Below are 26,537 nucleotides of genomic sequence, written 5' to 3'. Positions count from 1 at the left end.
CCTTAATGGCGTTGACGACGGCGCAGCCCTGTGGGGAGAGCCGCAATACAGATCCGGAGTTGACTGAGCGCCAAAGGCGATCAGTCTTCTCAGTGATTCTGCTCAGTGATTCTGCCCGGTGCTTCTGACCTGAGTCTATTCAGCCGCAAAATGAGTGTGCGCAACCTACTCTTGATGGCGTCAGATACAATTCGAAAGGTGGAATGGCAGACGCGCAGGAAACGCAGGGCTCACACTGCAGCCATAACGTGAATGCGCTCAAATTCTAGGCAGTGATGGAAACACCGGCGGCTTTCCGCGCGTTACGCGCCCCGTTCGCCCCTCAGCTTCGCCCAATAATCGAGCCGTTTTCGAATCTCCCGTTCGAAGCCGCGCTCCACCGGCCGGTAGAACTGCCGGCGCGGCATATCATCCGGGAAGTAGTTCTGCCCGGAAAAGCCCTCGTCCGTGTCGTGGTCGTAGGCATAGCCCTTACCGTAGCCAAGGTCCTTCATCAGGGACGTCGGCGCGTTCAGAATATGCATCGGCGGTGCCAGAGACCCAGTCTCCTTGGCGCTGCGGACCGACTCTTTGTAGGCCTTGTAGGCCGCGTTGGATTTCGGCGCGGTCGCCAGATAGACAACCGCCTGGGCCAGCGCCAGCTCGCCCTCCGGACTGCCGAGCCGTTCATAGCTCTGCCAGGCCGCGAGGGTCTGGGTCAGAGCCTGCGGATCCGCCAGGCCGACGTCCTCGACCGCGAAACGCAAAAGACGCCGGCCCACGTAGTTGGGGTCTTCACCAGCCGAGAGCATACGCGCGAGCCAGTAAAGCGCCGCGTCGCAGTCGGAGCCTCGCAGAGACTTGTGCAGAGCGGAAATGAGGTTGTAGTGCCCTTCCTGCGCCTTGTCGTAGATCGGTGCCCGCTTCTGGATCACCACCGCAAGCGCCGCGGAATCAAGCAGCTCCCCGACCTCCAGGGCAAAGAGCTCCTCGACCAGGTTCAGCAGATAGCGCCCGTCCCCATCCGCCATGGCGGCAACCGCGGCGCGGGCATCCTCCTTGAGCGGCAAGGCTTTACCCTTGTCCCGCTCGGCACGGCGCATGAGCTCATCCATCGCCGTATCGTCAAGACGCTTCAGGACGAAGACCTGGCAGCGCGACAGCAACGCGGCGTTCAGCTCAAAGGATGGATTTTCCGTCGTGGCACCAACCAGCACCACGGTGCCATCCTCGACATAGGGGAGAAAGCCATCCTGCTGCGCCCGGTTGAAGCGATGAATCTCGTCGATAAACAGCAGAGTCCCGCGCCCGGCCAGGCGTCGCTCCTTGGCCCGCTCGAAGACCTTGCGCAGATCCGCCACACCCGAGAAGACCGCGGACAAGGGCTCGAACTCGAGATCGGAAACGTCGGCGAGCAACCTGGCAATAGTCGTCTTGCCGCATCCGGGCGGCCCCCAGAGCACCATGGAGGCAAGGCGGTGTCCCATCACCATGCGGCCAAGCGGCGCATCGTCCTTCAGCAGATGGTCCTGCCCCACGACCTCGTCCAGAGCGCGCGGACGCAGACGATCCGCCAGAGGCCGGGGTGCCTGGCTTTCAAAGAGCCCCATGGACATTACGGAGACCTCATAACCGAAAAGCTCACGTTTTCAGACCGCATGTAACACCTTCGAGCTTATCCTTGCCGGCAAGACCTAGCGACCGATATCGATGGAGCGGACTTTTCCGCCCCGGCTGAACCTGATCCGCCACCGCGATTGGCTGCTGGCCAGGGCGCCGTCGATATCCGCGACTTCCGCGATCGACCGGTCATTGACACCCAGCAGAACATCGCCCGGACGCATCCGGATCCGCTGCGCCGTGCTGCCCCGGGCGATCTTGGTGATGATAACACCGGCCCAGGCACCGGGAAGGTCAAGCTCCTCGGCCAGTGCCGGCGAGAGGTTGGCGACCTGCGCGCCGGCCAGTGGATGCTGTCCCCGCAGGCGGACGACCTCGCGCGGCGGCGACTCCGGCGCGGCCTCGATGGGGAGATTCAGCGCGAGGTTCTGCCGCCCTCGCCAAACCTCGATCGGAACCTGCTCGCCCAGACCACGGGTTGCCACGCGGAAGCGAAGAGATTCGTAGTCCTGGATTTCCACGCCGTCGACCGCCAGGATCACGTCGCCGGGCTTCAATCCGGCGCGGTCGGCCGGCCCGCCGCCATAGAGCTGGCTGACCACCACGCCGCCGGCCCGGTCCAAACCGAAGCCCATCGCCAGGTCACTGGTCAGGGTCTGGCCGGTGATTCCGGTCCAGGCCCGGACCAGGGCACCGCCATTCTTTGCCGAGTCGATGACCGTGCGCACCATGTTGGCCGGAATCGCGAAACCGATCCCCACCGAGCCGCCGCTGCGCGAGTAAATCGCCGTGTTGATGCCCAGAAGCTGGCCATCCATCGTCACCAGGGCGCCACCCGAGTTGCCCGGATTGATCGCTGCATCCGTCTGAATGAAAAAGCTGAAGTCGCCAATCCCGACCTGGGTGCGCGCCAGGGCGGAGACGATCCCGCTGGTCACCGTCTGTCCCACTCCGAAGGGGTTGCCGATCGCCAGTATCAGATCGCCCACCTCGACATCATCCGAGTCGCGCAGCGGGATGGTCGGCAGGCGGGCGCCTTCCGGGTCCACGCGTAAAACGGCAAGGTCCGTGCGTTCGTCGTCCAGGATCAGTTCCGCAGGGAACTCCCGGCGGTCTGAGAGAACCACCTTGATCTCGGTAGCACCGTTGATGACATGATGGTTTGTGACGATCAGGCCGTCTTCAGAGACGATCACGCCGGAACCCAGCGAACTCTCCATACGCTCGCGCTTACGCTGACCGCCGAACTGCTCGCCGAAAAAGCGTTTGAAGAAGGGGTCGTCAAAGAGCGACGGGCGGCGCTGTTGCGTGACCTGGCGTTTCGAAAAGATGTTCACCACCGCTGGCGCGGTGGCCTTGACCACCGGTGCAAAGGAGAGCTTTATCTCACCTTCGGATGAGGGGACGCGGGCACCTGCCGCCGTGCTGTCCGTCTGCGCCCAAGAAAGAGAAGCCTGCAGGGAGCCGACCAGCAGGGCGAGAGCGACAACAAAGGCCTTACAGCAACTTGGGCTTAGGATATGACGCGGTTTCACCTGTAATCTGCTCCAAGAAGTTTCGGTCTACAGCTGTGCCAATCAGCGCGGTCGCAGCCTCTCAGTTTAAACATGGTCTGGTTCACAGCGCATCACCTTGTCGTGCATCGGCAGCCTGAACCTAATATAGGGGCTTAATCACGGTTTTCAGAGGTGGATTCCTCGAGGTCAAACGCTGCGGACCCTATGTTCAACGAGAAAAGGCAGCCCTTACGGGACTGCCTTCGTCGCAGAGTCTGTGCACCGAAGCCCCGTTTGGAGCTTCAGGCCGCAAAACCTAATCTTCGTCTTCGTCGTCCTCGACATCCTGGGTCGGACCGGAGTCCTGACCCTTGGCATCGACATTGCGCTCGACCAGCTCGATGTACGCCATCGGCGCCATGTCACCATGACGGAAACCGGCTTTCAGCACACGGGTGTACCCGCCGGCGCGGCTCTCGTAGCGGCTTGCCAGCTCATCGAACAGCTTTGCGGTGATCTTGTCATCGCGCAGAACGGAGTTTGCCTGACGGCGGGCGTGAAGATCACCGCGCTTGCCGAGGGTAATCAGCTTGTCGACGATCCGGCGAAGATCCTTGGCTTTCGGCAGGGTCGTCTTGATCTGCTCGTGTTTCAGCAGGGCAACCGCCATGTTGGCGAACATAGCCTTACGGTGGCTGCTGGTGCGGTTTAACTTACGACCGCTCATTCCGTGACGCATTGTCTTCTCTCCGTTCTCTCTGGTCTCGCGCACGAGACCGATTAAGCATCACAACGCCATGTCTTTCTGGTTCAAACTCCCCAGGGAAGCCAGGTACGTCGTGCTGAGCCGACTGGCTCGGGTTTACACAGTGTTCCGGTTACCGCCAAAGCAGTCGGAGCTTAGTAGGGCTCTTCCAGCTTCTTCGCGAGTTCCTCGATGTTCTCAGGCGGCCACTCCGCGATCTCCATTCCAAGATGCAGACCCATGGTCGAGAGGACTTCCTTGATCTCGTTCAGCGACTTCCGGCCGAAGTTCGGCGTCCGCAGCATCTCGCCTTCGCTCTTTTGAACCAGATCGCCGATGTAGACGATGTTGTCGTTCTTCAGGCAGTTGGCGGAACGGACCGAAAGCTCGAGCTCGTCGACCTTGCGCAGCAGGTTCTTGTTGAACGGCGGCTCGCTCGGACGATCTTCGATCTCGCGGACCTGCGGCTCGTCGAAGTTCACGAAGAGCTGAAGCTGATCCTGCAGGATGCGGGCGGCCAAAGCGACCGCGTCCTCAGGGGTCACCGCGCCGTTGGTCTCAACCTGCATGGTCAGCATGTCGTAGTCAGTGACCTGACCGACACGCGTGTTCTCGACCTTGTAGGAGACCTTGCGCACCGGCGAGAAGATCGAATCGACCGGAACCAGTCCGATCGGTGCATCTTCGGGACGGTTCTGCGAAGCCGCCACATAACCCTTGCCGATTTCGACCGTGAGCTCCATGTCGATCCGCGCCCCGTCGTCCAGGGTGCAGAGAATGAGATCCGGGTTCATCACTTCGATGTCGGCACCGGTTTCGATCTGACCGGCGGACACAGGTCCCGGACCCTCGGCCCGCAGACGCATCCGCTTGGGACCGTCACCGCCCATGCGCAGCGCGATCGATTTGATGTTCAACACCACATCGGTCACGTCCTCACGGACGCCGGGGATCGAGGAGAACTCATGCAGGACACCGTCGACCTGGATCGAGGTCACCGCTGCACCCTGCAGCGACGAGAGAAGGATCCGGCGCAGCGCGTTGCCAAGTGTCAGACCAAAGCCCCGTTCAAGAGGCTCTGCAACGACCTTCGCAACCCGGGTTCCGTCAGGTCCCGGCTGAATGTCGAGCTTGTTCGGCTTGATTAGTTCGGTCCAATTTTTCTGAAGCACGATTGCGCCCTCATAATGTTGCGGACTGCCTTGCGCGGGTCCGCTGTCATTGAATGCCAAAAGCCGGTCTGCACCGGCCTCCGACTTGCCACGTTTTTACCGCCGTCAAAAGACCGGCGGTGCCGTGAAACGGTCTAAACTCGGCGCCGTTTCGGCGGCCGGCAACCGTTATGCGGAATCGGGGTCACGTCACGGATCGCGGTGATCGTGAAGCCGACCGCCTGCAGTGCACGCAGAGCCGATTCGCGGCCCGAACCAGGGCCCTTCACGTTGACTTCCAGCGTCTTCATGCCGTGGTCCTGTGCCTTACGGCCAGCATCTTCGGCAGCCAGCTGCGCGGCGTAGGGAGTCGACTTACGCGATCCCTTGAAGCCCTGCCCACCAGCCGACGACCAGGAGATGGTGTTGCCTTGAACGTCGGTGATGGTGATCACCGTGTTATTGAACGTCGCACTGACGTGCGCGATGCCGGAAGAAATATTTTTCCGCTCGCGACGACGCAAACGTGCTTGAGGTTTGGCCATGGCCTGTAAAACCTTATCTTATCTTCTGAGTTATTTCTTCTTGCCTGCGATCGGCTTCGCCGGACCCTTACGGGTTCTGGCGTTGGTGCTCGTCCGCTGTCCGCGAACAGGCAGGCCCTTACGATGCCGCAGACCACGATAGCAACCCAGATCCATCAGACGTTTGATGTTCATGGCCACTTCGCGGCGAAGGTCACCTTCAACCGTGTAGCCGCGGTCGATGGCTTCACGAACCCGAACGACTTCGTCGTCGGTCAGTTCATTCACCCGGCGCTCCGCAGGAATGCCCACCGTGTTGCAGATTTCCACGGCCTTGGTGCGGCCAATTCCGTGAATATAGGTCAAAGCGATCTGTACCCGCTTTTGCGTCGGGATATTGACGCCAGCAATACGTGCCACGCCACGGTCTCCTTAAAACAGTGATTCCCAGGCCTAAACCCCTGGGAAGCTTGTTAATTTATGCCTCGAACCAACAAAGCCCGAAGTTCGGTACGTTTGGACAGGCAAAACTCTCCGGTCGCGGTCACGCCGAAGGATGCGGGATTATATGCACCCGCTCCCTCAAGTCAACCGTCATCCCCCGGCAAGAATCGCTTCTATCTGCCCGGTCACATCGTCGATCGCGGCCATGCCGTCAATCGTCTTCAAAACGCCCTTTTCCCTGTAGTAGGGAAGGATCGGCGCGGTCTGTTCATGATACGTCGCCAAGCGGTTCCGCATCGTCTCTTCGTTATCATCCGCGCGGCGCGAGAATTCCTCACTGCCGCAGCTGTCGCAGACGCCGTCCTTGGCCGGCTTCTGGAAAGTGTCATGGTAGCCCGCGCCGCATTTCGCACAGGAATAGCGTCCCACCACCCGCGCGATCAGGGCCGCTTCATCGACCGCCATTTCGATCACCGAATCGAGCTTCAGGCCCTTATCGGCGAGCATTTTGTCCAAACCTTCAGCTTGCGGCGTCGTCCGCGGAAAGCCGTCGAGGATAAACCCCGTCGCGCAATCCGGCGCGTCAATCCGCTGGGAAATCATCTCGATCATCAGATCATCCGGCATCAGTTTGCCGGCATCCATGATTTCCTTCGCCTGTGCCCCGAGCTCGCTGCCCGAATTCTTCAACTCGCGAAGCATCTCGCCGGTCGAAAGCTGCACGAGGCCGTGCTTATCTTGTAATCGCTTCGCTTGAGTGCCCTTACCTGCCCCCGGCGGACCCAAAAGAATGATGTTCACCCCCGACGTCCCTTCAGCTTGGACTTCTTGATGAGTCCTTCGTATTGATGCGCCAGCAGATGAGAATGTATCTGACCCACTGTATCCATGGTGACCGAAACAATGATCAGGAGAGACGTGCCACCGAAATAAAAGGTTACCACAGAGAACTCTGCACTGACCATCTCAGGCACCAGGCAGACCAGTGCGAGGTAGCAGGCACCGACGACGGTCAGGCGGTTCAGCACAAATTCCAGGTACGTGGCGGTGTTCTTGCCCGGACGGATGCCAGGGATGAAGCCGCCATGCTTCTTCAGATTGTCAGCGGTATCTTCGGGGTTGAAGACAATGCTGGTGTAGAAGAAGGCGAAGAAGATAATCAGCGCCGAGAAAATCAGCAGATAACCAGGCGATCCGCGTCCGAGGTTGGCGACGACCCAGTTCAGCCACTCAGGTCCCGCGCCGCCGGAAAAGCCGGCCGCCGTCAAAGGCATCAGCAGGAGGGAAGAGGCAAAGATCGGCGGGATCACACCCGCGACGTTCAGCTTCATCGGCAGATGCGAGGCTTCGCCGCCGAACATCTTGTTGCCGACCTGACGCTTCGGATACTGAACGATGATCCGGCGATGGGCGCGCTCTACGAATACGATGAATGCGATAATGGCAACGGCGGAGACAGGCACCAGAATGGCCAGAGCGTTGGTCTGTCCCAGAGAGAAGGCCTGCGCCAGAGCAATCGGCAGGTTGGCCACGATACCCGAGAAAATGATCAGCGAGATCCCGTTGCCGACGCCGCGCTGGGTGATCTGTTCACCGAGCCACATCAGGAAGATGGTGCCGCCGGTCAGGGTGATCACCGTCGAAAGCTGGAAGAAGAGCCCGGGTTCAATGACAGCCGACTGGCCGGTGCCTCCAAGCGTTTCCAGCCCCTTGGCAATTCCGAAGGCCTGAACAGCGGCCAAGACAACCGTGCCGTAGCGGGTGTACTGGTTGATCTTCTTCCGCCCGGCTTCACCTTCTTTCTTCAAGGCTTCGATCTGCGGTGAGACGGCGGTCAGCAGCTGCATGATAATCGATGCCGAAATATACGGCATGATGTTCAGCGCGAAGATCGTCATGCGCTCCAGGGCACCGCCCGAGAAGGCATTGAAAATGTCGAGCACGCCGCCCTGTGCCTGATTCTGGTAAATCGTGGCAAAAATGGCGGTGTCGATACCAGGAATCGGGATATAGGTCCCCAGGCGATAAATCACCAAAGCACCAAGCGTGAACCAAATGCGCTTCTTGAGTTCGGTCGCCTTGGCAAGCGCGCCGAAGTTCATATTTGCAGCAAGTTGTTCGGCGGCTGAGGCCATATACTTTATCCCAGTTGTGTCATATGGCCGATGCCTGGGCCCACTATCTGCCTCGCTCTCCCCCGGTCAAACCGGGATCTGAGGCTAAGCGGCCCGAAAATCGGCCTGCAGGCTTGCGGACTTCCCTTTTCAGGACATCGTCGCAAACCCGCTGGCGTTCTTAACTCTCTGCTGCGGCCTCTTTGGCGGCAGCAACGGTCACAGTGCCGCCGGCTTTCTCGACAGCAGCAATCGCGGCCTTGGATGCTCCCGCAACCGCAATGTTTACTTTGGTCTTCAATTCGCCGGATGCAAGCAAACGAATGCCATCGCGTGGATTTGTGACCACGCCTGAGGCCTTCAGGGTCTCGGCGTTGATCTCGGATTTCGCGTCAACTTTGCCTGCATCGATGGCAGCCTGGAGGCGGCCGATGTTCACGGCAACGAAGTTTTTGCGGAAAATATTGTTGAAACCACGCTTCGGAAGGCGGCGGTGCAGAGGCATCTGACCACCTTCAAAACCCTTGATCGCAACACCGCTGCGGGCCTTCTGGCCCTTATGACCGGCGCCGGCCGTTTTACCGGTGCCGGAGCCGATGCCGCGGCCAACGCGCTTGGCGGCCTTGCGGGCGCCTGCGTTATCGGACAGCTGATTGAGCTTCATGTCTCTTTACCCTGCTTCAGTCGCGGGAAGAGCAGCGCCTAGGCGTCGCTCTCAACCCGTACGAGGTGACTGACTTTGTTGATCATGCCGCGCACTGACGGCGTATCTTCGAGCTCGCGGCTCCGGTTGATCTTGTTCAAACCGAGGCCGACGAGTGTTGCGCGCTGATCTTTCTTCCGGCCGATTGGGCTGGCGATCTGCACGACCTTAAGCGTCTTTTTCTTAGCGGCCATCTACCTTACTCCCGTGCCTCGGCAGCACCCGCCGTGCGGTTGCCGAGAATATCGGAGACCTTCTTGCCACGGCGCTGTGCAACCATGCGTGGGCTCGCACAACGCGACAGAGCCTCGAAAGTGGCCTTGATCATGTTATGCGGGTTCGAGGTTCCGACCGACTTCGAAACGACGTCCTGAACACCCAGGGCTTCGAAGATGGCGCGCATCGGACCGCCGGCGATGATACCGGTACCTGCAGGCGCGGCCCGCAGGGCAACACGACCGGCACCGTAGTGACCTTTGATGTCGTGGTGCAGGGTCCGGCCTTCACGCAGCGGGACGCGGATCATCGACTTCTTGGCGGATTCCGTCGCCTTGCGGATCGCCTCAGGGACCTCGCGGGCCTTGCCGTGGCCATGGCCAACGCGTCCGCGGCCGTCGCCGACAACAACCAGCGCGGCGAAACCGAAGCGCCGGCCACCCTTGACCACCTTGGCGACGCGGTTGATACCGACCAGCTTCTCAATGAGCTCCGGCTCGTCGCGGTCGCGCGGCCGACGGTCATCTCTCTGGGATCGTGATTCTCTTGGGGCTCGTGCCATCGATCTGCTTTCCTAGAATGCCAGGCCGTTTTCGCGTGCTGCGTCGGCCAGCGCCTTCACCCGGCCATGGTAGATATATCCACCACGGTCGAAGACCACTTCCTTGACGCCGGCAGCGACAGCACGCTCGGCAATAAGTTTACCCACCTCGATAGCAGCTGCCTTGTCGGCACCCTTCGCCAGTTTAGACTTGAGGTTGCTATCGACCGTCGATGCGGCGGCAAGGGTCACCCCCTGCACATCGTCGATAACCTGGGCGTAAATGTGTTTGCTCGACCGGAAAACCGACAAACGGGGACGAGTACCGCTTCTGCGCTTGATTTGCGCGCGGACGCGGTTTGTGCGGCGGTCGCGAAGTTGTTTGCTGCTCAGCATGGCCTTACTTCTTCTTGCCTTCTTTACGCAGGATCGTCTCTTCCGCGTATTTCACACCCTTGCCCTTGTAGGGCTCGGGCGGACGGAAGCTGCGGATTTCGGATGCAACCTGCCCGACCTTCTGCTTGTCGGCGCCCGAGATCGTGATCGCGGTCGGCTTGGAGCAGGTGATCGAGATCCCTTCGGGGATCGGGAAGTTGATATCGTGGCTGTAACCGAGCTGCAAGTTCAGGCTCTTACCCTGAACCGCGGCACGATAACCGACACCGTTGATCTCGAGTTCCCGCGTGAAGCCGTCGGACACACCCGTGACCATGTTCTGGACCCGCGAACGCGCGGTGCCCCACATGGCGCGGGCCTGCTTCGACTTATTCACCGGCGTAACCGTGACTTTGCCATCCGCGACTTCGATCGCGACGTCATCAGTTGCCTCGAACTCGAGCTGACCCAGCTTGCCTTTCGCCGAAACCAAACGGCCCTTGACCGCAATCTCGACGCCGCTGGGCACCTCTACAGGATTTTTGCCTACGCGCGACATTGACCCAATTCCTTAAAATACTCGGCAGAGAACTTCGCCGCCCACGTTGGCAGCGCGCGCCTCCTGATCCGACATCACACCGCGTGGCGTCGACAGGATGGTAATTCCCAGACCGTTGTAATAACGCGGCAACTCTTTGATCTTAGAGTACACACGACGGCCAGGCGTCGAAACGCGGGCGATCTCGTTGATCACCGGCTGGCCTTCATTGTACTTCAGTTCGATCTCGAGCTCGCTGATACCCGTGGACTGTTCCTGTGTACGGAAATCCCGGATAAAACCTTCGCGCTTCAAAACATCAAGCACGTTCGAACGCAGGCGGGAAGCCGGCGCCGTTACTTTTGACTTACCAACACGCTGTCCGTTCCGGATGCGGGTTAGCATATCCCCAAGAGGATCGCTCATCGCCATCGCGCGGACCCTTTCCTACCAGCTCGACTTGACCATGCCAGGGATCTGGCCGATCGATGCGAGGTCACGCAATGCAATACGCGACAGCTTAAATTTCCGATAGACGCCACGGGGACGTCCGCTCAATTCGCAACGGTTGCGAACACGAATTTTCGAACCATCTCTGGGCAGTTCTGCCAGTTTGAGATGAGCCAGGAAGCGCTCCTCCGGAGAGAGAGACCGGTCGTTGGCGACAGCCTTGAGTGCCGCACGTTTTGCTGCCTGCTGGGCAACAACCTTCCGACGCTTCTGATTCTTCTTGATGGCGCTAACCTTAGCCATTCTTTTCGATCCCTTCCGCCGCTATTTCTGGAACGGCATATCGAAGCCGGCGAGGAGAGCCTTGGCTTCCTCATTGGTCTTCGCAGTGGTGCAGATCACGATGTCCATGCCCCGGATCTCGTCGACGGCGTCGTAGTCGATCTCGGGAAAGACGATCTGTTCCTTCAGGCCCATGGCATAGTTGCCGCGGCCATCGAAGCTCTTGTCCGAAACGCCGCGGAAGTCGCGGACGCGCGGCAGAGCCACGGTCACCAGGCGATCCAGAAATTCGTACATCCGGTCCTTCCGCAGGGTGACCTTGCAGCCCAGCGGCATACCTTCACGCAGTTTGAAACCTGCGATCGACTTCTTCGCCTTCGTGATTACCGGCTTCTGACCGGCAATCAGACCCATTTCGTTTGCGGCGGCGGCGACCTTCTTCTGGTCCTGCACGGCACCGGCTACACCGATGTTCAGCACGATCTTCTCGATCTTGGGCGCCGACATGGTGTTCTTGTATCCAAACTGCTTCACCAGGTCCGGTTTAACAGTCGTTTCGTAATGCTCTTTGAAGCGCGGCTTCGTCATGGTCCTGCCTCGCCTTAAATATCAATGGCTTCGCCGGAGCGCTTGGAAACGCGCACCTTGCGACCGCCCTCTTCCACCCGGAACCCGACGCGCGTTGGCTGGTCGGACTTCGGATCGATGTGGGCAACGTTCGAAATATGGAGGGGCGCCTCTTGCTCGACGATCCCACCCGGTGTGGAGGCGGTCGGACGCGTATGACGCTTCACGATGTTGACGCCCTGAACGACCACACGGTCGTCATCACGCACAACACGCAGCACTTCGCCCTTCTTGCCTTTGTCGCGACCGGTGATCACCGTCACCTTGTCGCCTTTTTTGATCTTAAACTTCTTGCTCATCACAGCACCTCAGGCGCCAGAGAAATGATCTTCATGTACTGGCGTGCACGCAGTTCGCGGGTGACCGGACCGAAGATACGGGTTCCGATCGGCTCGCCCTGCTTGTTGATCAAGACTGCAGCGTTGTTGTCGAAACGGATGGAGCTGCCATCTGCACGACGGATTTCCTTTGCGGTCCGTACGATCACGGCGCGATGCACATCGCCCTTCTTCACACGTCCGCGCGGAATGGCTTCTTTCACCGACACCACGATGACATCGCCGACGCCTGCGGTCTTACGCTTCGATCCGCCGAGCACCTTGATGCACTGGACTCGACGGGCGCCGGAATTGTCGGCGACATCGAGCTGGGATTGCATTTGAATCATGGCGAGCCCCTAACCTTCAGCGCTGGCGGCTGTCTCGTCGAAAACTTCCCAGCTCTTGGTCTTGGAAATCGGACGGCACTCACGGATCCGAACGGTCTCGCCTGCTTTGACCGCATTGGTCTCATCATGGGCGTGGTACCGTTTCGAACGCTTAATAAACTTCTTGTAGATGGGGTGCATGACGCGCCGCTCGACCAAGACGGTCACCGTCTTATCGGTCTTGTCACTAACCACCACACCCTGCAACACACGACGCGGCATTGATACTCTCCTAAGAAACGGCCTGCATTTGATGCAGGATGGTTTTGATGCGCGCGATGTCACGGCGAACCTGTCGTGCGCGCGTCGTATTTTCGAGCTGGCCACTGGCCTTCTGGAAGCGAAGGTTGAACTGCTCTTTGTGCAGTCCCATCAGCTCGTCTTTCAACTCGTCCTGGGTCTTAACCCGCAGATCACTCGCTTTCATGATTTAACCCTCCTCGCCGGCACGGGCGATGAACTTGGTTTGCACCGGCAGCTTGGCCGAAGCCAGCTTGAATGCTTCACGAGCGAGCTCCATGGGAACGCCATCGAGTTCAAACATGACCCGGCCGGGCTTGACCCGGGCCGCCCACCACTCCGGGTTACCCTTACCCTTACCCTGACGGACTTCGGCTGGTTTGCTCGAAACCGGCACGTCCGGGAAGACGCGGATCCAGAGTTTACCGACACGCTTCATGTGGCGGGTGATGGTCCGGCGGGCAGCCTCGATCTGGCGCGCCGAAACGCGACCGGGCGTCATTGCCTTCATACCGTAGGCACCGAAGTTCAGGGAGGTCCCGCCCTTCGCCTTGCCATGGATCCGGCCCTTATGGGCTTTGCGGAATTTGGTCCGCTTTGGTTGCAACATTGCTCTATTTCCTCAAGCCTGACTGCTTAACGTGCAGCCTGCAAATCCTGCGACCGCTTGTCCTGCGCCATCGGGTCGTGGGCCAGGATTTCTCCCTTGAAGACCCATACCTTTACGCCGCAAGCGCCATAGGTCGTCTGTGCCGTCGCTTCGCCGTAATCGACATCGGCGCGAAGGGTGTGCAGAGGCACGCGGCCTTCACGGTACCACTCGGTCCGGGCGATTTCAGCACCGCCCAGACGGCCGGCGCAGTTGATCCGGATGCCACCGGCGCCCAGGCGCATGGCGGACTGAACCGAACGCTTCATCGCCCGGCGGAAGGCCACGCGGCGCTCCAGCTGGCTGGCGATGTTCTCGGCGACCAGCTTGGCGTCGATTTCGGGCTTGCGAACCTCAACGATGTTCAAGTGAACTTCGCTGCTGGTGCGCTTCTGAAGAGCCGCGCGGAGCTTCTCGATGTCCGCACCCTTCTTACCGATGACCACACCCGGCCGGGCCGTGTAGATCGTCACACGGGCCTTTTTCGCCGGACGCTCGATCACGATCCGGGAGATACCGGCCTGATGCAGGCGCTTGCGCAGGAACTTGCGCAGCTCGAGATCCTCAAGCAGCAGGTCAGAATAATTCGCATCGGCGAACCAGCGGGAGTCCCAGGTCCGGTTGATACCGACGCGCAGGCCGATTGGATTAACTTTATGACCCATTACGCCGTCTCCTCACGCTCGCGCACAACCACGGTCAGGCGGCTCCACGGTTTCACAATCCGGCCAACCCGGCCGCGGGCACGGGCCCGGAAGCGCTTCATGGTGAAGCTCTTGCCCACCGAAGCTTCCGCCACATACAGACGGTCGACGTCGAGCTGATGGTTGTTCTCCGCATTGGCAATGGCCGACTGCAGAACCTTCTTCACCTCACCGGCGATCCGGCGCTTGGAGAAGCTCAGCTCCGCCAGGGCGTTTTCGGCCGATTTGCCACGAATGCTCGCAGCAACCAGGTTCAGCTTCTGAGAGCTGGTCCGCATGTTCAGCGCAATTGCCCTGGCTTCGTTCTCAGCCAATGCGCGCGGGGTTTTCGACTTACTCATCGTTAGCCCCTCTTGGATTTCTTATCCGCGGCGTGACCGTAGTAGGTCCGCGTCGGAGAGAATTCGCCGAACTTGTGACCGACCATATTTTCGGTCACCAGAACCGGCAGGAACTTCTGGCCGTTGTAGACACCGAAGGTCAGGCCGACAAACTGCGGCATGATCGTCGAGCGGCGCGACCAGGTCTTAATGATTTCGTTGCGTCCGGAACCTCTGACTGTATCTGCCTTCTTCAGCAGATAACCATCGACGAACGGACCTTTCCATACGGAGCGAGCCATGGCGGCCTTCCCCTAGCGTTTCTTGTGACGGCGGCGCACGATGAGGCCGTCCGTCTTCTTGTTACGGCGCGTCTTGGCGCCCTTCGTCGGCTTGCCCCAGGGGGTCACCGGATGGCGACCGCCGGAGGTGCGGCCTTCGCCGCCGCCGTGCGGATGGTCAATCGGGTTCATGGCGACACCGCGGACCGATGGGCGTTTGCCCATCCAGCGCTTGCGGCCGGCCTTGCCCAATTTCTGGTTCGACTCGTCGGGGTTCGAGACGGCGCCGATGGTCGCCATGCATTCCGACCGGACCATGCGGACTTCGCCCGATCCAAGACGCAGCAGAGCGTAACCGGCGTCGCGGCCGACGATCTGAACATAGGTGCCAGCCGAGCGGGCGATCTGGCCGCCTTTGCTCGGCTTCATCTCGACGTTGTGCACGATCGTTCCGACCGGGATCGAGCCGAGCGGCATCGCGTTGCCGGGCTTGATGTCGGCCTTTGCGCCGGAGATGACCTTGTCGCCCACGGCCAGACGCTGGGGCGCCAGGATGTAGGAGAGCTCGCCATCGGCATATTCGATGAGCGCGATAAACGCGGTCCGGTTCGGATCGTATTCAATCCGCTGAACCGTCGCGGCCACGTCGAACTTGCGACGCTTGAAATCGACAATACGATAGTTGCGTTTGTGACCGCCACCCTGCCGGCGGGCGGTAACCCGGCCGGTGTTGTTGCGTCCGCCACTCTTGGTCAGGCCCTCGGTCAGTTTCTTGACCGGCTTGCCCTTCCAGAGACCCGAACGGTCGATCAGCACCAGATTACGGCGTGATGGCGTCGTCGGACTGTAAGTTTTTAGCGCCATTGCTTCAGATTCCCGTGGTCACGTCGATGCTGTGACCCTCTTCTAACGTGACGTATGCTTTCTTGACTTCGACCCGGCGGCCCGGACGACCCTTGAACCGCTTTGTCTTGCCGGCCTGGCGAAGGGTGTTAACCGCCTTCACCTTGACATCGAACAGACCTTCGACCGCCAGAGCGATCTCCGGCTTGGTCGCATCCATGGCCACCTTGAAGGCAACCTGGTTGTGCTCTGAACCCAATGTCGATTTTTCCGTCACGACCGGCTGACGAATCACTTCGTACATCCGCTCCTTGGAAATCGTCACCGGCGGCTTGTTGCGCGCGCGCCCCTTACTCATTTCAGTCGCGCCTCCAGCGCTTCTACAGCATCTTTGGTCAACACTAGAGTGTCGCGCCGCAGAATGTCGTAAACATTGGCACCCTGCTGCGGCAGAACGTCGACGCCGGGAATGTTGCGGGCTGCGCGGGCAAAGCCCTCGTTTACAGCCGCACCGTCGATGACCAGCACCGAACCCCAGCCGAGTGTGCCGAACTGCTTCGACAGAGCCGAAGTCTTGGCATCCTTGACGTCCGCGCTGTCCAGAACGATCAGCTTTCCGTCAGCCGCCTTGGACGACAGAGCCGTCTTGAGAGCCAGCTTCCGGACCTTCTTGGGCAGGTCCAGATTGTGATCCCGAACGACCGGACCATGGACAACGCCACCGCCACGGAAGATCGGGGCACGGATGCTACCGTGACGGGCACCGCCGCCACCTTTTTGCTTGGTGATCTTCCGGGTCGAACCGGAAACTTCACTCCGTCCCTTGACCTTGTGGTTACCGGCGCGCCGCTTCGCGAGCTGCCAGTTGACCATGCGGCCCAGAATGTCCGCCCGGACGGGAAGTCCGAAGACCGAGTCGTTCAACTCAATCTCGCCGGCGGCTTTGTTTTCGAGGGTCGTGACCGAACACTTCATGGTCATTGATCCTTATCTTCGCTAGCGGCTTCGGGAGCCTCTGCTGCAGGGGCTTCTGCTTCAGCCGGAGCTTCTTCAGGGGCCTCGGCAGGTGCTTCTTCAACCGCAGCCGCAACGATCCCGGCCGGGAAAGGCACGTCCTTGGGCAGAGCGCGCTTCACCGCATCGCTGATCCGGACCCAGCCGCCTTCAGCGCCGGGGACCGCACCCTTGACCAGGATGAGACCACGGTCTTCGTCGGTCGAGACGATCTTGAGGTTCTGCGTGGTTACCCGCACATCACCCATGTGACCGGCCATCTTCTTACCCTTGAAGACCTTACCCGGATCCTGACTGTTACCAGTCGAACCATGACTACGGTGCGAGACCGAGACACCATGGGTCGCCCGCAGGCCACCGAAGTTATGGCGCTTCATGGCACCAGCGAAACCCTTACCGATCGAGGTCCCGGTCACGTCGACGAACTGGCCAGCCACGAAGTGGTTGACCGAGAGCTCCTGGCCAACTTCCAGAAGCGCGTCGTCGGAAACCCGGAACTCGCCAAGCTTGCGCTTCGGCTCGACCTTGGCTTTCGCGTAATGGCCCCGCATCGGCTTGGTCACGCGTTTGACCTTCGCCTTTCCGTTACCCAACTGAACGGCAGCATAGCCGTCCGATTCTTTCGTGCGCACTGCAACGACCTGACACTTGTCAACCTTAAGAACGGTGACAGGAACGTGTTGACCTTCATCGGTGAACACGCGCGTCATGCCAAGCTTCTGCGCAATCATACCCGTGCGCATATCCCTTAGCCTTTCAGCTTGATCTCGACGTCTACACCGGCGGCCAGGTCGAGCTTCATCAGCGCGTCAACGGTCTGCGGTGTAGGGTCGACAATGTCCAGAAGACGCTTGTGAGTCCGGATTTCGAACTGTTCGCGGCTCTTCTTGTCGATGTGAGGGCCACGGAGAACCGTGAACTTCTCAATGCGGGTCGGCAGTGGGATCGGACCGCGTACCTGTGCGCCCGTCCGCTTGGCAGTTCCGACGATCTCGGCGGTCGACGTGTCGAGCACCCGATGATCGAAGGCTTTAAGCCGTATTCTAATATTCTGGCTGTCCATTTTCAGCCCCTATGGCTGCCGGTGATCAGGATCTCTTCGGGCTCGTTGAGCCACGCACCTGATACCGGCGCCCCTTTCGCGTTCTATAACTGTTTGAACCCGGCCGTTATCCGGCCGCGAATTACCCGAGGTAAATCTGGATTACTTAACGATGCCTGCGACGACGCCTGCACCGACGGTGCGGCCGCCTTCGCGGATCGCGAAACGCAGGCCTTCGTCCATCGCGATCGGCGCGATCAGCTCGACCGTCATCGCGATGTTGTCGCCAGGCATCACCATCTCCGTGCCTTCAGGAAGCGTCACAACACCCGTCACGTCCGTCGTACGGAAGTAAAACTGCGGACGGTAGTTCGTGAAAAACGGCGTATGACGGCCGCCCTCTTCCTTCGTCAGGATGTAGGCTTCGGCCTTGAAATTCGTGTGCGGCGTAATCGAACCCGGCTTCGCAAGAACCTGACCACGCTCAACGTCTTCACGACCGACACCACGCAGAAGCGCGCCGATGTTGTCGCCCGCCTCGCCAGAGTCCAGAAGCTTGCGGAACATCTCAACGCCCGTGCAGGTCGTCTTCTTCGTCTCCTTCAGACCCACAATCTCGATCTCGTCGCCGACCTTCACGATACCGCTCTCAACACGGCCCGTAACAACCGTACCACGGCCCGAAATCGAGAAAACATCCTCGATCGGCATCAGGAACGGACGGTCAACTGGACGGTCAGGCTGCGGGATGTAGCTGTCGACAGCAGCCATCAGCTCCAGGATCGCGTCTTTACCGATCGCGGCGTCGCCGTCTTCAAGAGCCGCAAGAGCAGACCCCTTGATGATCGGAATATCGTCGCCCGGGAAATCGTACGAAGACAGAAGCTCGCGGATCTCAAGCTCGACAAGCTCAAGAAGCTCTTCGTCGTCAACCTGGTCGACCTTGTTCATGAAGATCACAATCGCGGGAACGCCAACCTGACGCGCAAGCAGAATGTGCTCGCGGGTCTGAGGCATCGGACCGTCGGCAGCGGAAACAACAAGGATCGCGCCGTCCATCTGCGCCGCACCCGTGATCATGTTCTTCACGTAGTCGGCGTGACCGGGACAGTCAACGTGCGCGTAGTGACGGTTATCCGTCTCATACTCAACGTGTGCCGTCGAAATCGTGATCCCGCGCGCCTTCTCTTCAGGCGCCTTGTCAATCTGGTCGTACGCGGAAAACTCCGCACCGCCGCTCTCAGCCAAAACCTTCGTAATCGCTGCCGTCAACGTCGTCTTACCATGGTCAACGTGACCAATCGTACCAACGTTACAGTGCGGCTTATTCCGCTCAAACTTTTCCTTAGCCATCTTCTCTATTCTCCGTCCATAGGATGATCAAAACCACGCCTGCGCGGGTTAGGCCATCTTGGCGACCACCTCGTCCGCGACTGCCTGCGGCACCCGCTCATAGTGGTCAAAATGCATGGTGTACTGTGCCCGGCCCTGGCTCATGGAGCGCAGGTTGTTAACGTAACCGAACATGTTCGCAAGGGGGACCATCGCGTTGATCACCTGTGCGTTGCCGCGGTTGTCCATACCGGACACGTTGCCGCGGCGGCTATTCAGATCGCCGATGATGTCGCCCATGTATTCTTCGGGCGTCACAACCTCAACCTTCATGACCGGCTCAAGAAGAGCAGGTCCGGCCTTCTGCACGCCTTCGCGGAAGGCGGCGCGGGCCGCAATTTCGAATGCCAGAACCGAGGAGTCGACGTCATGGCTGGCGCCATCGGTCAGCGTGACCTTGAAGTCGATCACCGGGAAACCGGCCATCACGCCCGTTGCCTGCGCGGCAATCAGGCCCTTTTCAACGCCCGGGATGAATTCTTTCGGAACCGCACCACCGGAAATCGAGTTGTCGAAGGAATAACCTTCGCCCGGATCGACCGGCTCGAAGGTCAGCTTGATACGTGCGAACTGACCGGAACCACCCGACTGTTTCTTGTGGGTGTAGTCGACCTCGGCCGCGCGGGAAATAGTCTCACGATACGCCACCTGCGGTGCACCGACATTCGCATCGACTTTGAATTCGCGCTTCATGCGGTCGACGATGATGTCGAGGTGAAGCTCGCCCATGCCTTTGATCACGGTCTGACCGCTCTCGACATCGGTCGAAACCCGGAAGGACGGATCTTCCTGCGCCAGACGGCCCAGAGCGACACCCATCTTTTCCTGGTCGGCCTTGGTCTTCGGCTCGACAGCGACCTCGATCACCGGATCGGGGAATTCCATGCGCTCCAGAATAATCGGCTTCAGCGGATCACACAGCGTTTCACCGGTGGTCGTGCTCTTCAGGCCGGCAATAGCGACGATGTCGCCCGCGCGGGCTTCCTTGATGTCTTCACGGTGGTTGGAGTGCATCTGCAGCATCCGGCCAACACGCTCGCGGTTGCCCTTGACCGAGTTCAGGATCTGGGTACCGGTGGTGAAGACGCCCGAGTAGACACGCACGAAGGTCAGGGAGCCGACGAAGGGGTCGGTCATGATCTTGAAGGCCAGCGCAGACGCAGGCTCGTCGTCAGAGGTCTTGCGGACCAGCTCTTCTTCCGTGTCGGGCTTAACGCCGGTCACCGAGTCGACATCGATCGGGGACGGCAGGAAATCGACCACAGCATCGAGAAGCGGCTGCACACCCTTGTTTTTAAAGGCCGTTCCGCAAAGAACCGGGACAAAGGAAGAAGAGCAAGCTCCCTTACGGATGCAGCGCTTCAGCGTCTCGGCATCCGGCTCGTTGCCTTCAAGATAGGCTTCCATCGCCGCATCGTCCTGCTCAACCGCAAGATCGAGAAGCTTCTCGCGGTATTCCGCAGCCTTGTCGGCAAGATCGGCCGGAATGTCTTCTTCGACATATTCCGCGCCCATGGTCTCGTCTTTCCAGACGATCGCCTTCATCTTGATCAGATCGACAACGCCCAGGAAGTCGCTCTCGGAGCCGATCGGCAGCTGCATCACCAGCGGCGTTGCGCCGAGACGGTCAACGATCATGTCTACGCAGCGGTAAAAATCGGCACCGATACGGTCCATTTTGTTGACGAAGCAGATCCGCGGCACGTTGTACTTGTCGGCCTGACGCCAGACCGTCTCGGACTGCGGCTCGACACCGGCAACCGAGTCAAACACCGCGACAGCGCCGTCGAGAACCCGGAGCGAACGCTCGACTTCAATCGTGAAGTCGACGTGGCCCGGAGTGTCGATGATGTTGATCCGGTGATCGTTCCAGAAACAGGTCGTGGCCGCAGAGGTAATGGTGATACCCCGCTCCTGCTCCTGCTCCATCCAATCCATGGTGGCGTTGCCATCGTGGACCTCACCGATCTTGTGGGAAACACCGGTGTAATACAGAACGCGCTCTGTTGTGGTCGTCTTACCGGCATCGATGTGGGCCATGATGCCGATGTTGCGATAGCGCTCAAGTGGAGTGGTGCGAGACATGACGCGGGCTCTCTTGCTTCGTTACCAGCGGTAATGGGAGAAGGCCTTATTGGCCTCTGCCATCCGGTGAGTGTCTTCACGCTTCTTGACCGCGGAACCGCGATTATTCGAAGCATCCATGAGTTCATTTGCCAGACGATCGGTCATGGTGAACTCGGAACGGGCGCGCGAAGCGTTGATCAGCCAGCGAATGGCCAGCGCCTGCGCACGGTCGTGGCGAACCTCGACCGGCACCTGATAAGTTGCACCACCAACGCGGCGCGAGCGAACCTCAAGGTGCGGGCGCACGTTGCCGAGCGCCTCGTGGAAGACCCGTACCGGATCAGCGCTTCCGCGCTCGGAAATCCGATCGAAGGCACCATAAACGATCCCCTCGGCCACCGACTTCTTTCCATCGTACATCAGGCAGTTCATGAACTTGCTGACGATCGTGTCACCGAACTTCGGGTCCGGCAGAACTTCGCGCTTTTCGGCGCTATGACGGCGAGACATCTTGAATACCCTGCCTTATTTCGGCCGTTTGGCGCCGTACTTCGAACGGCGCTGACGGCGATCCTTGACACCCTGTGTATCCAAGGTGCCGCGAATGATGTGATAGCGAACACCGGGCAAATCCTTGACGCGCCCGCCGCGCAGCATGACTACCGAGTGCTCCTGAAGGTTATGACCTTCGCCCGGGATGTAGCTGGTGACTTCGAAGCCGTTGGTCAGGCGGACACGCGCAACTTTACGCAGCGCCGAGTTCGGCTTCTTCGGTGTGGTGGTATAGACGCGCGTGCAAACCCCCCGCTTTTGCGGGCAGGCTTCCAGCGCCGGTACTTTGTTCCGTGTGACAGGCGCTTTACGCGGCTTACGGATCAATTGGTTAATCGTCGGCATTCAGGTTACTTCCTTAAACCTAGCTCTCGAAGCAAAGCACCGCGGCGGGGCAATAGCCTTACCCCCGCGGAGCTTTCAGCGCCGTCTGAAACAGCAATTAAATTTTTCATCTCGTGTACCGTCGAGGCTGCGTCTAAACCGCACTGGATCTACCACCAGCCCCCTCAAGGTTGGCGCATACTATTGATGCACCCCTACCGCGTCAAGCCTTTGGAAACCCTTTTTTTGCGGGTCAAAAAGACAACGCCGCCGCCGGGATTCTTGAAAGAAAAGAACCCGGCGGCGGCGCTTTAACGCAATGATCTATCTGAGTCGGCGGTTAGGCGACCGAAGTCTCTTCTTCCGTCCCGCCCGACTCGGCGTCACCGGCTGCCGCGGCAATGCTGGCCTGGGCTTTTTCCTGCTCGTTCAGGAGATCCTGATCCCGCTCGGAGGCAACCCGCTTCAAGCGGTTCATCACCGCACCGGTACCCGCCGGAATCAGGCGGCCAACGATGACGTTCTCCTTGAGACCGATCAGGCTGTCGTGCTTGCCGTGGGTCGCCGCTTCCGTGAGAACCCGGGTGGTTTCCTGGAAGGACGCGGCGGAGATGAAGGAACGGGTCTGCAGGCTTGCCTTGGTGATACCCTGCAGAACCGGACGCGCCTGCGCTGCGCGGCCGCCCTCGGCAATCGCCTTATCGTTCAGCTCGGCAAACTCCTCGCGGTCGACCTGCTCCCCGACCAGGAAGGTCGTGTCGCCGCCGTCCGAGATTTCGACCTTCTGCAGCATCTGGCGAACGATCACCTCGATGTGCTTATCGTTGATCTTCACACCCTGGAGCCGGTAAACGCTCTGGATTTCATAGGCCAGGTATTCGGCCAGGGCCTCGACACCCAGAACATCCAGGATGTCATGGGGCACGGGGTTACCGTCCATGAGCAGGTCACCGACCTGAACGTAGTCACCTTCCTGAACCGAGATGTGCTTGCCCTTCGGAATCAGGTATTCACGGGGCTCGCCGGCCTCTTCACCCTCGGGCCGCACGACGATCCGGCGCTTGGTTTTGTAGTCCTTACCGAACTCGACCCGGCCCTCGATCTCACTGATGATCGCGTAATCCTTGGGCTTCCGGGCTTCGAAGAGCTCGGCAACCCGTGGCAGACCACCGGTAATATCACGGGTTTTCGAGGATTCCCGCGGGATACGGGCCAGAACGTCACCGGCCTTGATCGCGGCACCGTTCTCGACCGACAGGATCGCATCCACCGACATGAAGTAACGGGCTTCCATGCCATTGGCCAAAGTCACGACCTCGCCCTTGTCATCACGCAGCGTGATGCGCGGTTTCAGTTCGTTGCCCTTGGGCTGCTGCTTCCAGTCGACAACCACGCGGTTCGAGATACCCGTGGTTTCGTCCATGACTTCGCGCATGGAGATACCCTCGACCAGGTCGACGTAGCTCGCGACACCTTCCTTCTCGGTGATGATCGGGATGGTGTAGGGATCCCACTCGGCCAGTTTCTGGCCGGTGGTCACCTCGGATCCGTCGTCGACCAGCAACTTGGCGCCGTAAGGCACCTTGAAGCGGGCCCGCTCGCGGTTGGTTTCGTCCCGCAGAACGATTTCCAGGTTACGGCCCATGACGACAGGAACGCCGTCGGAATTCATGACCACGTTACGGTTCTTGATTGAAACCGTGGCCTCCTGCGTCGCCTCCACGTTCGACTGCTCGGCACCACGCTGGGCCGCACCGCCGATATGGAAGGTCCGCATGGTCAGCTGGGTACCGGGCTCGCCGATGGACTGGGCGGCAATGACACCGACCGCCTCACCGACGTTGACTTCGGTACCGCGTGCCAGGTCACGGCCGTAACAGGCCGCGCAGACACCGCCCTTGGACTCACAGGTCAGGGTCGAACGGATCATGACGCTATCGACACCGGCACGCTCGATTTCGTCGGTCTTGCTCTCGTCGACCATCGTGCCGGCGGAAACAATCACATCGCCCGTCAAGGGGTTGACCACGTCTTCGAGCATGGTCCGGCCCAAGAGGCGTTCGCCCAGCGGCGAAATGACTTCACCCCCCTCGACGATCGCCGAGCAGGTCAGGCCCTTGGTCGTGCCGCAATCGTACTCGATGATGATCGCATCCTGCGCGACGTCCACGAGACGGCGGGTCAGATAGCCGGAGTTCGCGGTCTTCAGTGCGGTATCGGCCAGTCCCTTACGGGCGCCGTGGGTGGAGTTGAAGTACTCCAACACGGTCAGGCCTTCTTTAAAGTTCGAGATGATCGGCGTTTCGATGATCTCGCCCGACGGCTTGGCCATCAGGCCGCGCATACCGGCAAGCTGCTTGATCTGAGCCGCCGAACCACGGGCACCGGAGTGCGCCATCATGTAGACCGAGTTGACGTCCCGGCCGGTAAAGCCGGAGATGACCTTCATCATCTCGTCCGCAACGCGGTCCGTACACTGCGACCAGACGTCGACCACCTTGTTGTACTTTTCACCGCTGGTGATCAGACCGTCCAGATACTGCTGCTCGAATTCCTTAACCTCGGCCTGCGCCGCTTCGACCAGAGGCGCCTTGGCGTCGGGGATCTGCAGATCGTCCTTACCGAAGGAGATACCGGCCTTACAGGCGTAGCTGAAGCCGAGCTTCATGATCTGGTCACAGAAGATGACCGTGTCTTTCTGGCCGCAGTGGCGATAGACCACGTCGATCAGATCGGTCACTTCCTTCTTGGTCAGCAGGCGGTTGATCATCGAGAAGTTCACCGCAGGGTTCCGCGGCAGAATCTCGGAGAGAATCATGCGGCCCGGGGTGGTCTCGACGATGGTCGTGACAGGCTGATTGTTTTCATCGACCGTGTGATAGCGCGCCTTGATCTTGGCGTGCAGGGTGACGGCACCGCTGGAAAGCGCGTGCTCGAGCTCGCCCATGTCGGCGAAGGCCATGCCTTCGCCGGGCTCACCGTCGGCTTCGGTCGAGAGATAGTAGATCCCGAGCACGATGTCCTGAGACGGCACGATGATCGGCTTGCCGTTCGCGGGCGAGAGGATGTTGTTGGTCGACATCATCAGCACGCGGGCTTCAAGCTGGGCTTCCAGGGACAGCGGCACGTGAACGGCCATCTGGTCACCGTCGAAGTCGGCGTTGAACGCGGTACAGACCAAGGGGTGCAGCTGGATCGCCTTACCTTCGATCAGCACCGGCTCGAAAGCCTGGATGCCGAGACGGTGCAGCGTCGGCGCCCGGTTCAGCATGACCGGATGCTCGCGGATCACCTCTTCCAGGATATCCCAGACCTCGGGACGCTCTTTCTCGACCATCCGCTTGGCGGCCTTGATGGTGGACGCCATGCCGTAAAGTTCAAGCTTGGAATAGATGAAGGGCTTGAAGAGCTCGAGCGCCATCTTCTTTGGCAAACCGCACTGATGCAGCTTCAGCTCCGGACCCACGACGATCACGGAACGGCCGGAATAGTCGACGCGCTTACCGAGCAGGTTCTGACGGAAGCGGCCCTGCTTGCCCTTAAGCATGTCGGACATGGATTTCAGCGGACGCTTGTTGGCACCCGTGATCACCCGGCCCCGGCGGCCGTTGTCGAAGAGGGCGTCGACGGATTCCTGCAGCATGCGCTTTTCGTTGCGCACGATGATATCGGGCGCGCGCAGCTCGATCAGACGCTTCAAGCGGTTGTTCCGGTTGATGACCCGGCGATAGAGATCGTTCAGGTCCGAGGTCGCGAAGCGACCGCCATCGAGCGGCACCAGCGGGCGCAACTCAGGCGGAATGACCGGCACCACGTCCAGGATCATCCACTCGGGACGGGCCCCTGATTCCATGAAGGCTTCGATCAGCTTCAGGCGCTTCACGTACTTCTTACGCTTGGCTTCCGAATTCGTCTCACGCAGGTCGATCCGCAGAGAGTCACGCTCTTCTTCCAGATCCAGGCTGGAGAGCATGTCTTTCAGAGCCTCGGCACCGATCTTCGCCGTAAAGGCGTCGTCGCCATACTCTTCCTGGGCATCCATGAACTCTTCTTCGCTCAGAAGCTGGTTCACTTTCAGCGGCGTCAGACCCGGCTCGATCACGACGAAGTTCTCGAAGTAGAGAACCCGCTCGAGATCTTTCAGGGTCATGTCGACCAGCAGGCCGATACGGCTCGGCAGCGACTTCAGGAACCAGATATGCGCGACCGGGCTGGCCAGCTCGATGTGGCCCATACGCTCGCGGCGCACCTTGGAGAGCGTGACTTCCACACCGCACTTCTCGCAGATGATCCCGCGATACTTCATGCGCTTGTACTTACCGCAGAGGCACTCGTAGTCCTTGATCGGACCAAAGATGCGCGCGCAGAACAGGCCGTCCCGCTCCGGCTTGAAGGTACGGTAGTTGATGGTTTCCGGCTTTTTAATCTCGCCGAACGACCAGGAGCGGATCCGCTCCGGGCTGGCGATCGAGATGCGAATCTGATCGAAACTTTGCAAGCCCGCTGGCTGGCCGAAGATGTTCATCAACTCGTTATTCATCGGTATCTCCCGATTACGAAAACTATTCTAAAAGCGAGCGCTGCCGGCACATCCGTTA

34 protein-coding genes are annotated in these 26,537 nt (G+C 59.9%); all 34 read right to left on the bottom strand.

All coding sequences use genetic code 11. The annotated features are described in order from the left end of the window. Positions 1 to 302: 302 nt before the first annotated feature. Positions 303 to 1,595 (bottom strand): replication-associated recombination protein A, encoded by a 1,293-nt coding sequence (locus tag FKG95_RS03930; protein ID WP_142894977.1) that lies wholly within the window; start codon positions 1,593 to 1,595, stop codon positions 303 to 305. A gap of 78 nt (positions 1,596 to 1,673) precedes the next feature. Further along, positions 1,674 to 3,134 carry a DegQ family serine endoprotease gene (locus FKG95_RS03925; RefSeq protein WP_179953914.1) on the bottom strand — a complete coding sequence of 487 codons (1,461 nt, stop codon included), beginning with the start codon at positions 3,132 to 3,134 and terminating at the stop codon, positions 1,674 to 1,676. 277 nt (positions 3,135 to 3,411) lie between these two features. Beyond that, a complete protein-coding gene (gene rplQ / locus FKG95_RS03920) occupies positions 3,412 to 3,834 on the bottom strand; it encodes a 50S ribosomal protein L17 (RefSeq protein WP_142894976.1) in 423 nt (140 codons plus the stop codon). Between the two features lie 161 nt (positions 3,835 to 3,995). Beyond that, positions 3,996 to 5,012, bottom strand: coding sequence for a DNA-directed RNA polymerase subunit alpha (locus tag FKG95_RS03915; protein WP_142894975.1), 1,017 nt, complete (start codon positions 5,010 to 5,012; stop codon positions 3,996 to 3,998). 134 nt (positions 5,013 to 5,146) lie between these two features. Continuing rightward, on the bottom strand, positions 5,147 to 5,536 hold the full coding sequence (gene rpsK / locus FKG95_RS03910; RefSeq protein ID WP_142894974.1) for a 30S ribosomal protein S11: 390 nt from the start codon (positions 5,534 to 5,536) through the stop codon (positions 5,147 to 5,149). Between the two features lie 30 nt (positions 5,537 to 5,566). Then, a complete protein-coding gene (gene rpsM / locus FKG95_RS03905) occupies positions 5,567 to 5,935 on the bottom strand; it encodes a 30S ribosomal protein S13 (RefSeq protein ID WP_142894973.1) in 369 nt (122 codons plus the stop codon). A 174-nt stretch (positions 5,936 to 6,109) separates the two neighbouring features. Beyond that, a complete protein-coding gene (locus tag FKG95_RS03900) occupies positions 6,110 to 6,760 on the bottom strand; it encodes an adenylate kinase (RefSeq protein WP_142894972.1) in 651 nt (216 codons plus the stop codon). Beyond that, positions 6,757 to 8,094: a preprotein translocase subunit SecY gene (gene secY, locus FKG95_RS03895; protein WP_142894971.1), complete on the bottom strand. Its 1,338-nt coding sequence runs from the start codon at positions 8,092 to 8,094 to the stop codon at positions 6,757 to 6,759. The genes FKG95_RS03900 and secY overlap by 4 nt, the downstream gene beginning before the upstream one ends. Before the next feature lie 160 nt (positions 8,095 to 8,254). Beyond that, on the bottom strand, positions 8,255 to 8,737 hold the full coding sequence (rplO, locus tag FKG95_RS03890; protein ID WP_142894970.1) for a 50S ribosomal protein L15: 483 nt from the start codon (positions 8,735 to 8,737) through the stop codon (positions 8,255 to 8,257). A 38-nt stretch (positions 8,738 to 8,775) separates the two neighbouring features. Continuing rightward, positions 8,776 to 8,970: a 50S ribosomal protein L30 gene (rpmD, locus tag FKG95_RS03885; protein WP_142894969.1), complete on the bottom strand. Its 195-nt coding sequence runs from the start codon at positions 8,968 to 8,970 to the stop codon at positions 8,776 to 8,778. A gap of 5 nt (positions 8,971 to 8,975) precedes the next feature. Next, positions 8,976 to 9,554, bottom strand: coding sequence for a 30S ribosomal protein S5 (gene rpsE, locus FKG95_RS03880; RefSeq protein WP_142894968.1), 579 nt, complete (start codon positions 9,552 to 9,554; stop codon positions 8,976 to 8,978). Between the two features lie 12 nt (positions 9,555 to 9,566). Further along, positions 9,567 to 9,929 (bottom strand): 50S ribosomal protein L18, encoded by a 363-nt coding sequence (gene rplR, locus FKG95_RS03875; RefSeq protein ID WP_142894967.1) that lies wholly within the window; start codon positions 9,927 to 9,929, stop codon positions 9,567 to 9,569. A 4-nt stretch (positions 9,930 to 9,933) separates the two neighbouring features. Next, positions 9,934 to 10,467 (bottom strand): 50S ribosomal protein L6, encoded by a 534-nt coding sequence (gene rplF, locus FKG95_RS03870; RefSeq protein WP_142894966.1) that lies wholly within the window; start codon positions 10,465 to 10,467, stop codon positions 9,934 to 9,936. A 12-nt stretch (positions 10,468 to 10,479) separates the two neighbouring features. Further along, positions 10,480 to 10,878: a 30S ribosomal protein S8 gene (gene rpsH / locus FKG95_RS03865; RefSeq protein ID WP_142894965.1), complete on the bottom strand. Its 399-nt coding sequence runs from the start codon at positions 10,876 to 10,878 to the stop codon at positions 10,480 to 10,482. Between the two features lie 15 nt (positions 10,879 to 10,893). Next, positions 10,894 to 11,199 carry a 30S ribosomal protein S14 gene (gene rpsN / locus FKG95_RS03860; RefSeq protein WP_142894964.1) on the bottom strand — a complete coding sequence of 102 codons (306 nt, stop codon included), beginning with the start codon at positions 11,197 to 11,199 and terminating at the stop codon, positions 10,894 to 10,896. Positions 11,200 to 11,220: 21 nt separating this feature from the next. Then, positions 11,221 to 11,766 (bottom strand): 50S ribosomal protein L5, encoded by a 546-nt coding sequence (rplE, locus tag FKG95_RS03855; RefSeq protein WP_142894963.1) that lies wholly within the window; start codon positions 11,764 to 11,766, stop codon positions 11,221 to 11,223. A 14-nt stretch (positions 11,767 to 11,780) separates the two neighbouring features. Beyond that, positions 11,781 to 12,104, bottom strand: coding sequence for a 50S ribosomal protein L24 (rplX, locus tag FKG95_RS03850; RefSeq protein WP_142894962.1), 324 nt, complete (start codon positions 12,102 to 12,104; stop codon positions 11,781 to 11,783). Continuing rightward, a complete protein-coding gene (gene rplN, locus FKG95_RS03845; RefSeq protein ID WP_142894961.1) occupies positions 12,104 to 12,472 on the bottom strand; it encodes a 50S ribosomal protein L14 in 369 nt (122 codons plus the stop codon). The genes rplX and rplN overlap by 1 nt, the downstream gene beginning before the upstream one ends. 9 nt (positions 12,473 to 12,481) lie before the next feature. Then, entirely contained in the window at positions 12,482 to 12,733 is a 252-nt protein-coding gene (gene rpsQ / locus FKG95_RS03840) for a 30S ribosomal protein S17 (protein ID WP_142894960.1), read from the bottom strand. 10 nt (positions 12,734 to 12,743) lie between these two features. After that, positions 12,744 to 12,938, bottom strand: a complete 195-nt coding sequence (gene rpmC, locus FKG95_RS03835; RefSeq protein WP_142894959.1) for a 50S ribosomal protein L29 — start codon at positions 12,936 to 12,938, stop codon at positions 12,744 to 12,746. Between the two features lie 3 nt (positions 12,939 to 12,941). Further along, a complete protein-coding gene (gene rplP / locus FKG95_RS03830; RefSeq protein ID WP_142894958.1) occupies positions 12,942 to 13,361 on the bottom strand; it encodes a 50S ribosomal protein L16 in 420 nt (139 codons plus the stop codon). A 26-nt stretch (positions 13,362 to 13,387) separates the two neighbouring features. After that, entirely contained in the window at positions 13,388 to 14,065 is a 678-nt protein-coding gene (rpsC, locus tag FKG95_RS03825; RefSeq protein WP_142894957.1) for a 30S ribosomal protein S3, read from the bottom strand. Further along, on the bottom strand, positions 14,065 to 14,445 hold the full coding sequence (rplV, locus tag FKG95_RS03820; RefSeq protein ID WP_142894956.1) for a 50S ribosomal protein L22: 381 nt from the start codon (positions 14,443 to 14,445) through the stop codon (positions 14,065 to 14,067). Before rplV ends, rpsC begins: the two co-directional genes overlap by 1 nt. Positions 14,446 to 14,447: 2 nt before the next feature. Next, positions 14,448 to 14,726 (bottom strand): 30S ribosomal protein S19, encoded by a 279-nt coding sequence (rpsS, locus tag FKG95_RS03815; RefSeq protein WP_142894955.1) that lies wholly within the window; start codon positions 14,724 to 14,726, stop codon positions 14,448 to 14,450. Between the two features lie 12 nt (positions 14,727 to 14,738). Continuing rightward, positions 14,739 to 15,569 (bottom strand): 50S ribosomal protein L2, encoded by an 831-nt coding sequence (gene rplB / locus FKG95_RS03810; protein ID WP_142894954.1) that lies wholly within the window; start codon positions 15,567 to 15,569, stop codon positions 14,739 to 14,741. 4 nt (positions 15,570 to 15,573) lie between these two features. Further along, positions 15,574 to 15,906 (bottom strand): 50S ribosomal protein L23, encoded by a 333-nt coding sequence (locus FKG95_RS03805; protein WP_142894953.1) that lies wholly within the window; start codon positions 15,904 to 15,906, stop codon positions 15,574 to 15,576. After that, positions 15,903 to 16,523: a 50S ribosomal protein L4 gene (gene rplD, locus FKG95_RS03800; RefSeq protein ID WP_142895199.1), complete on the bottom strand. Its 621-nt coding sequence runs from the start codon at positions 16,521 to 16,523 to the stop codon at positions 15,903 to 15,905. The genes FKG95_RS03805 and rplD overlap by 4 nt, the downstream gene beginning before the upstream one ends. 2 nt (positions 16,524 to 16,525) lie before the next feature. Further along, positions 16,526 to 17,305: a 50S ribosomal protein L3 gene (gene rplC, locus FKG95_RS03795; RefSeq protein ID WP_142894952.1), complete on the bottom strand. Its 780-nt coding sequence runs from the start codon at positions 17,303 to 17,305 to the stop codon at positions 16,526 to 16,528. 5 nt (positions 17,306 to 17,310) lie between these two features. Beyond that, on the bottom strand, positions 17,311 to 17,625 hold the full coding sequence (gene rpsJ / locus FKG95_RS03790; RefSeq protein ID WP_142894951.1) for a 30S ribosomal protein S10: 315 nt from the start codon (positions 17,623 to 17,625) through the stop codon (positions 17,311 to 17,313). 141 nt (positions 17,626 to 17,766) lie between these two features. Next, positions 17,767 to 18,957 carry an elongation factor Tu gene (tuf, locus tag FKG95_RS03785; protein ID WP_142894939.1) on the bottom strand — a complete coding sequence of 397 codons (1,191 nt, stop codon included), beginning with the start codon at positions 18,955 to 18,957 and terminating at the stop codon, positions 17,767 to 17,769. A gap of 48 nt (positions 18,958 to 19,005) precedes the next feature. After that, on the bottom strand, positions 19,006 to 21,081 hold the full coding sequence (gene fusA / locus FKG95_RS03780; protein ID WP_142894950.1) for an elongation factor G: 2,076 nt from the start codon (positions 21,079 to 21,081) through the stop codon (positions 19,006 to 19,008). A gap of 21 nt (positions 21,082 to 21,102) precedes the next feature. Then, the gene (gene rpsG, locus FKG95_RS03775) at positions 21,103 to 21,573 is read right to left on the bottom strand and encodes a 30S ribosomal protein S7 (protein WP_142894949.1); all 471 of its coding nucleotides are present in this window, start codon (positions 21,571 to 21,573) and stop codon (positions 21,103 to 21,105) included. A gap of 15 nt (positions 21,574 to 21,588) precedes the next feature. Further along, positions 21,589 to 21,960 carry a 30S ribosomal protein S12 gene (gene rpsL, locus FKG95_RS03770; protein ID WP_142894948.1) on the bottom strand — a complete coding sequence of 124 codons (372 nt, stop codon included), beginning with the start codon at positions 21,958 to 21,960 and terminating at the stop codon, positions 21,589 to 21,591. 319 nt (positions 21,961 to 22,279) lie between these two features. Next, positions 22,280 to 26,479: a DNA-directed RNA polymerase subunit beta' gene (gene rpoC, locus FKG95_RS03765; protein WP_142894947.1), complete on the bottom strand. Its 4,200-nt coding sequence runs from the start codon at positions 26,477 to 26,479 to the stop codon at positions 22,280 to 22,282. Positions 26,480 to 26,537: the final 58 nt, after the last annotated feature.

The organism is Denitrobaculum tricleocarpae, assembly GCF_007004665.1.
In the GTDB taxonomy this organism is placed as follows: Bacteria; Pseudomonadota; Alphaproteobacteria; order Kiloniellales; family Kiloniellaceae; genus Denitrobaculum; species Denitrobaculum tricleocarpae.
The sequence above is the reverse complement of the archived record's forward strand: the minus strand, read 5'-3'. Positions and strand labels throughout refer to the sequence as shown.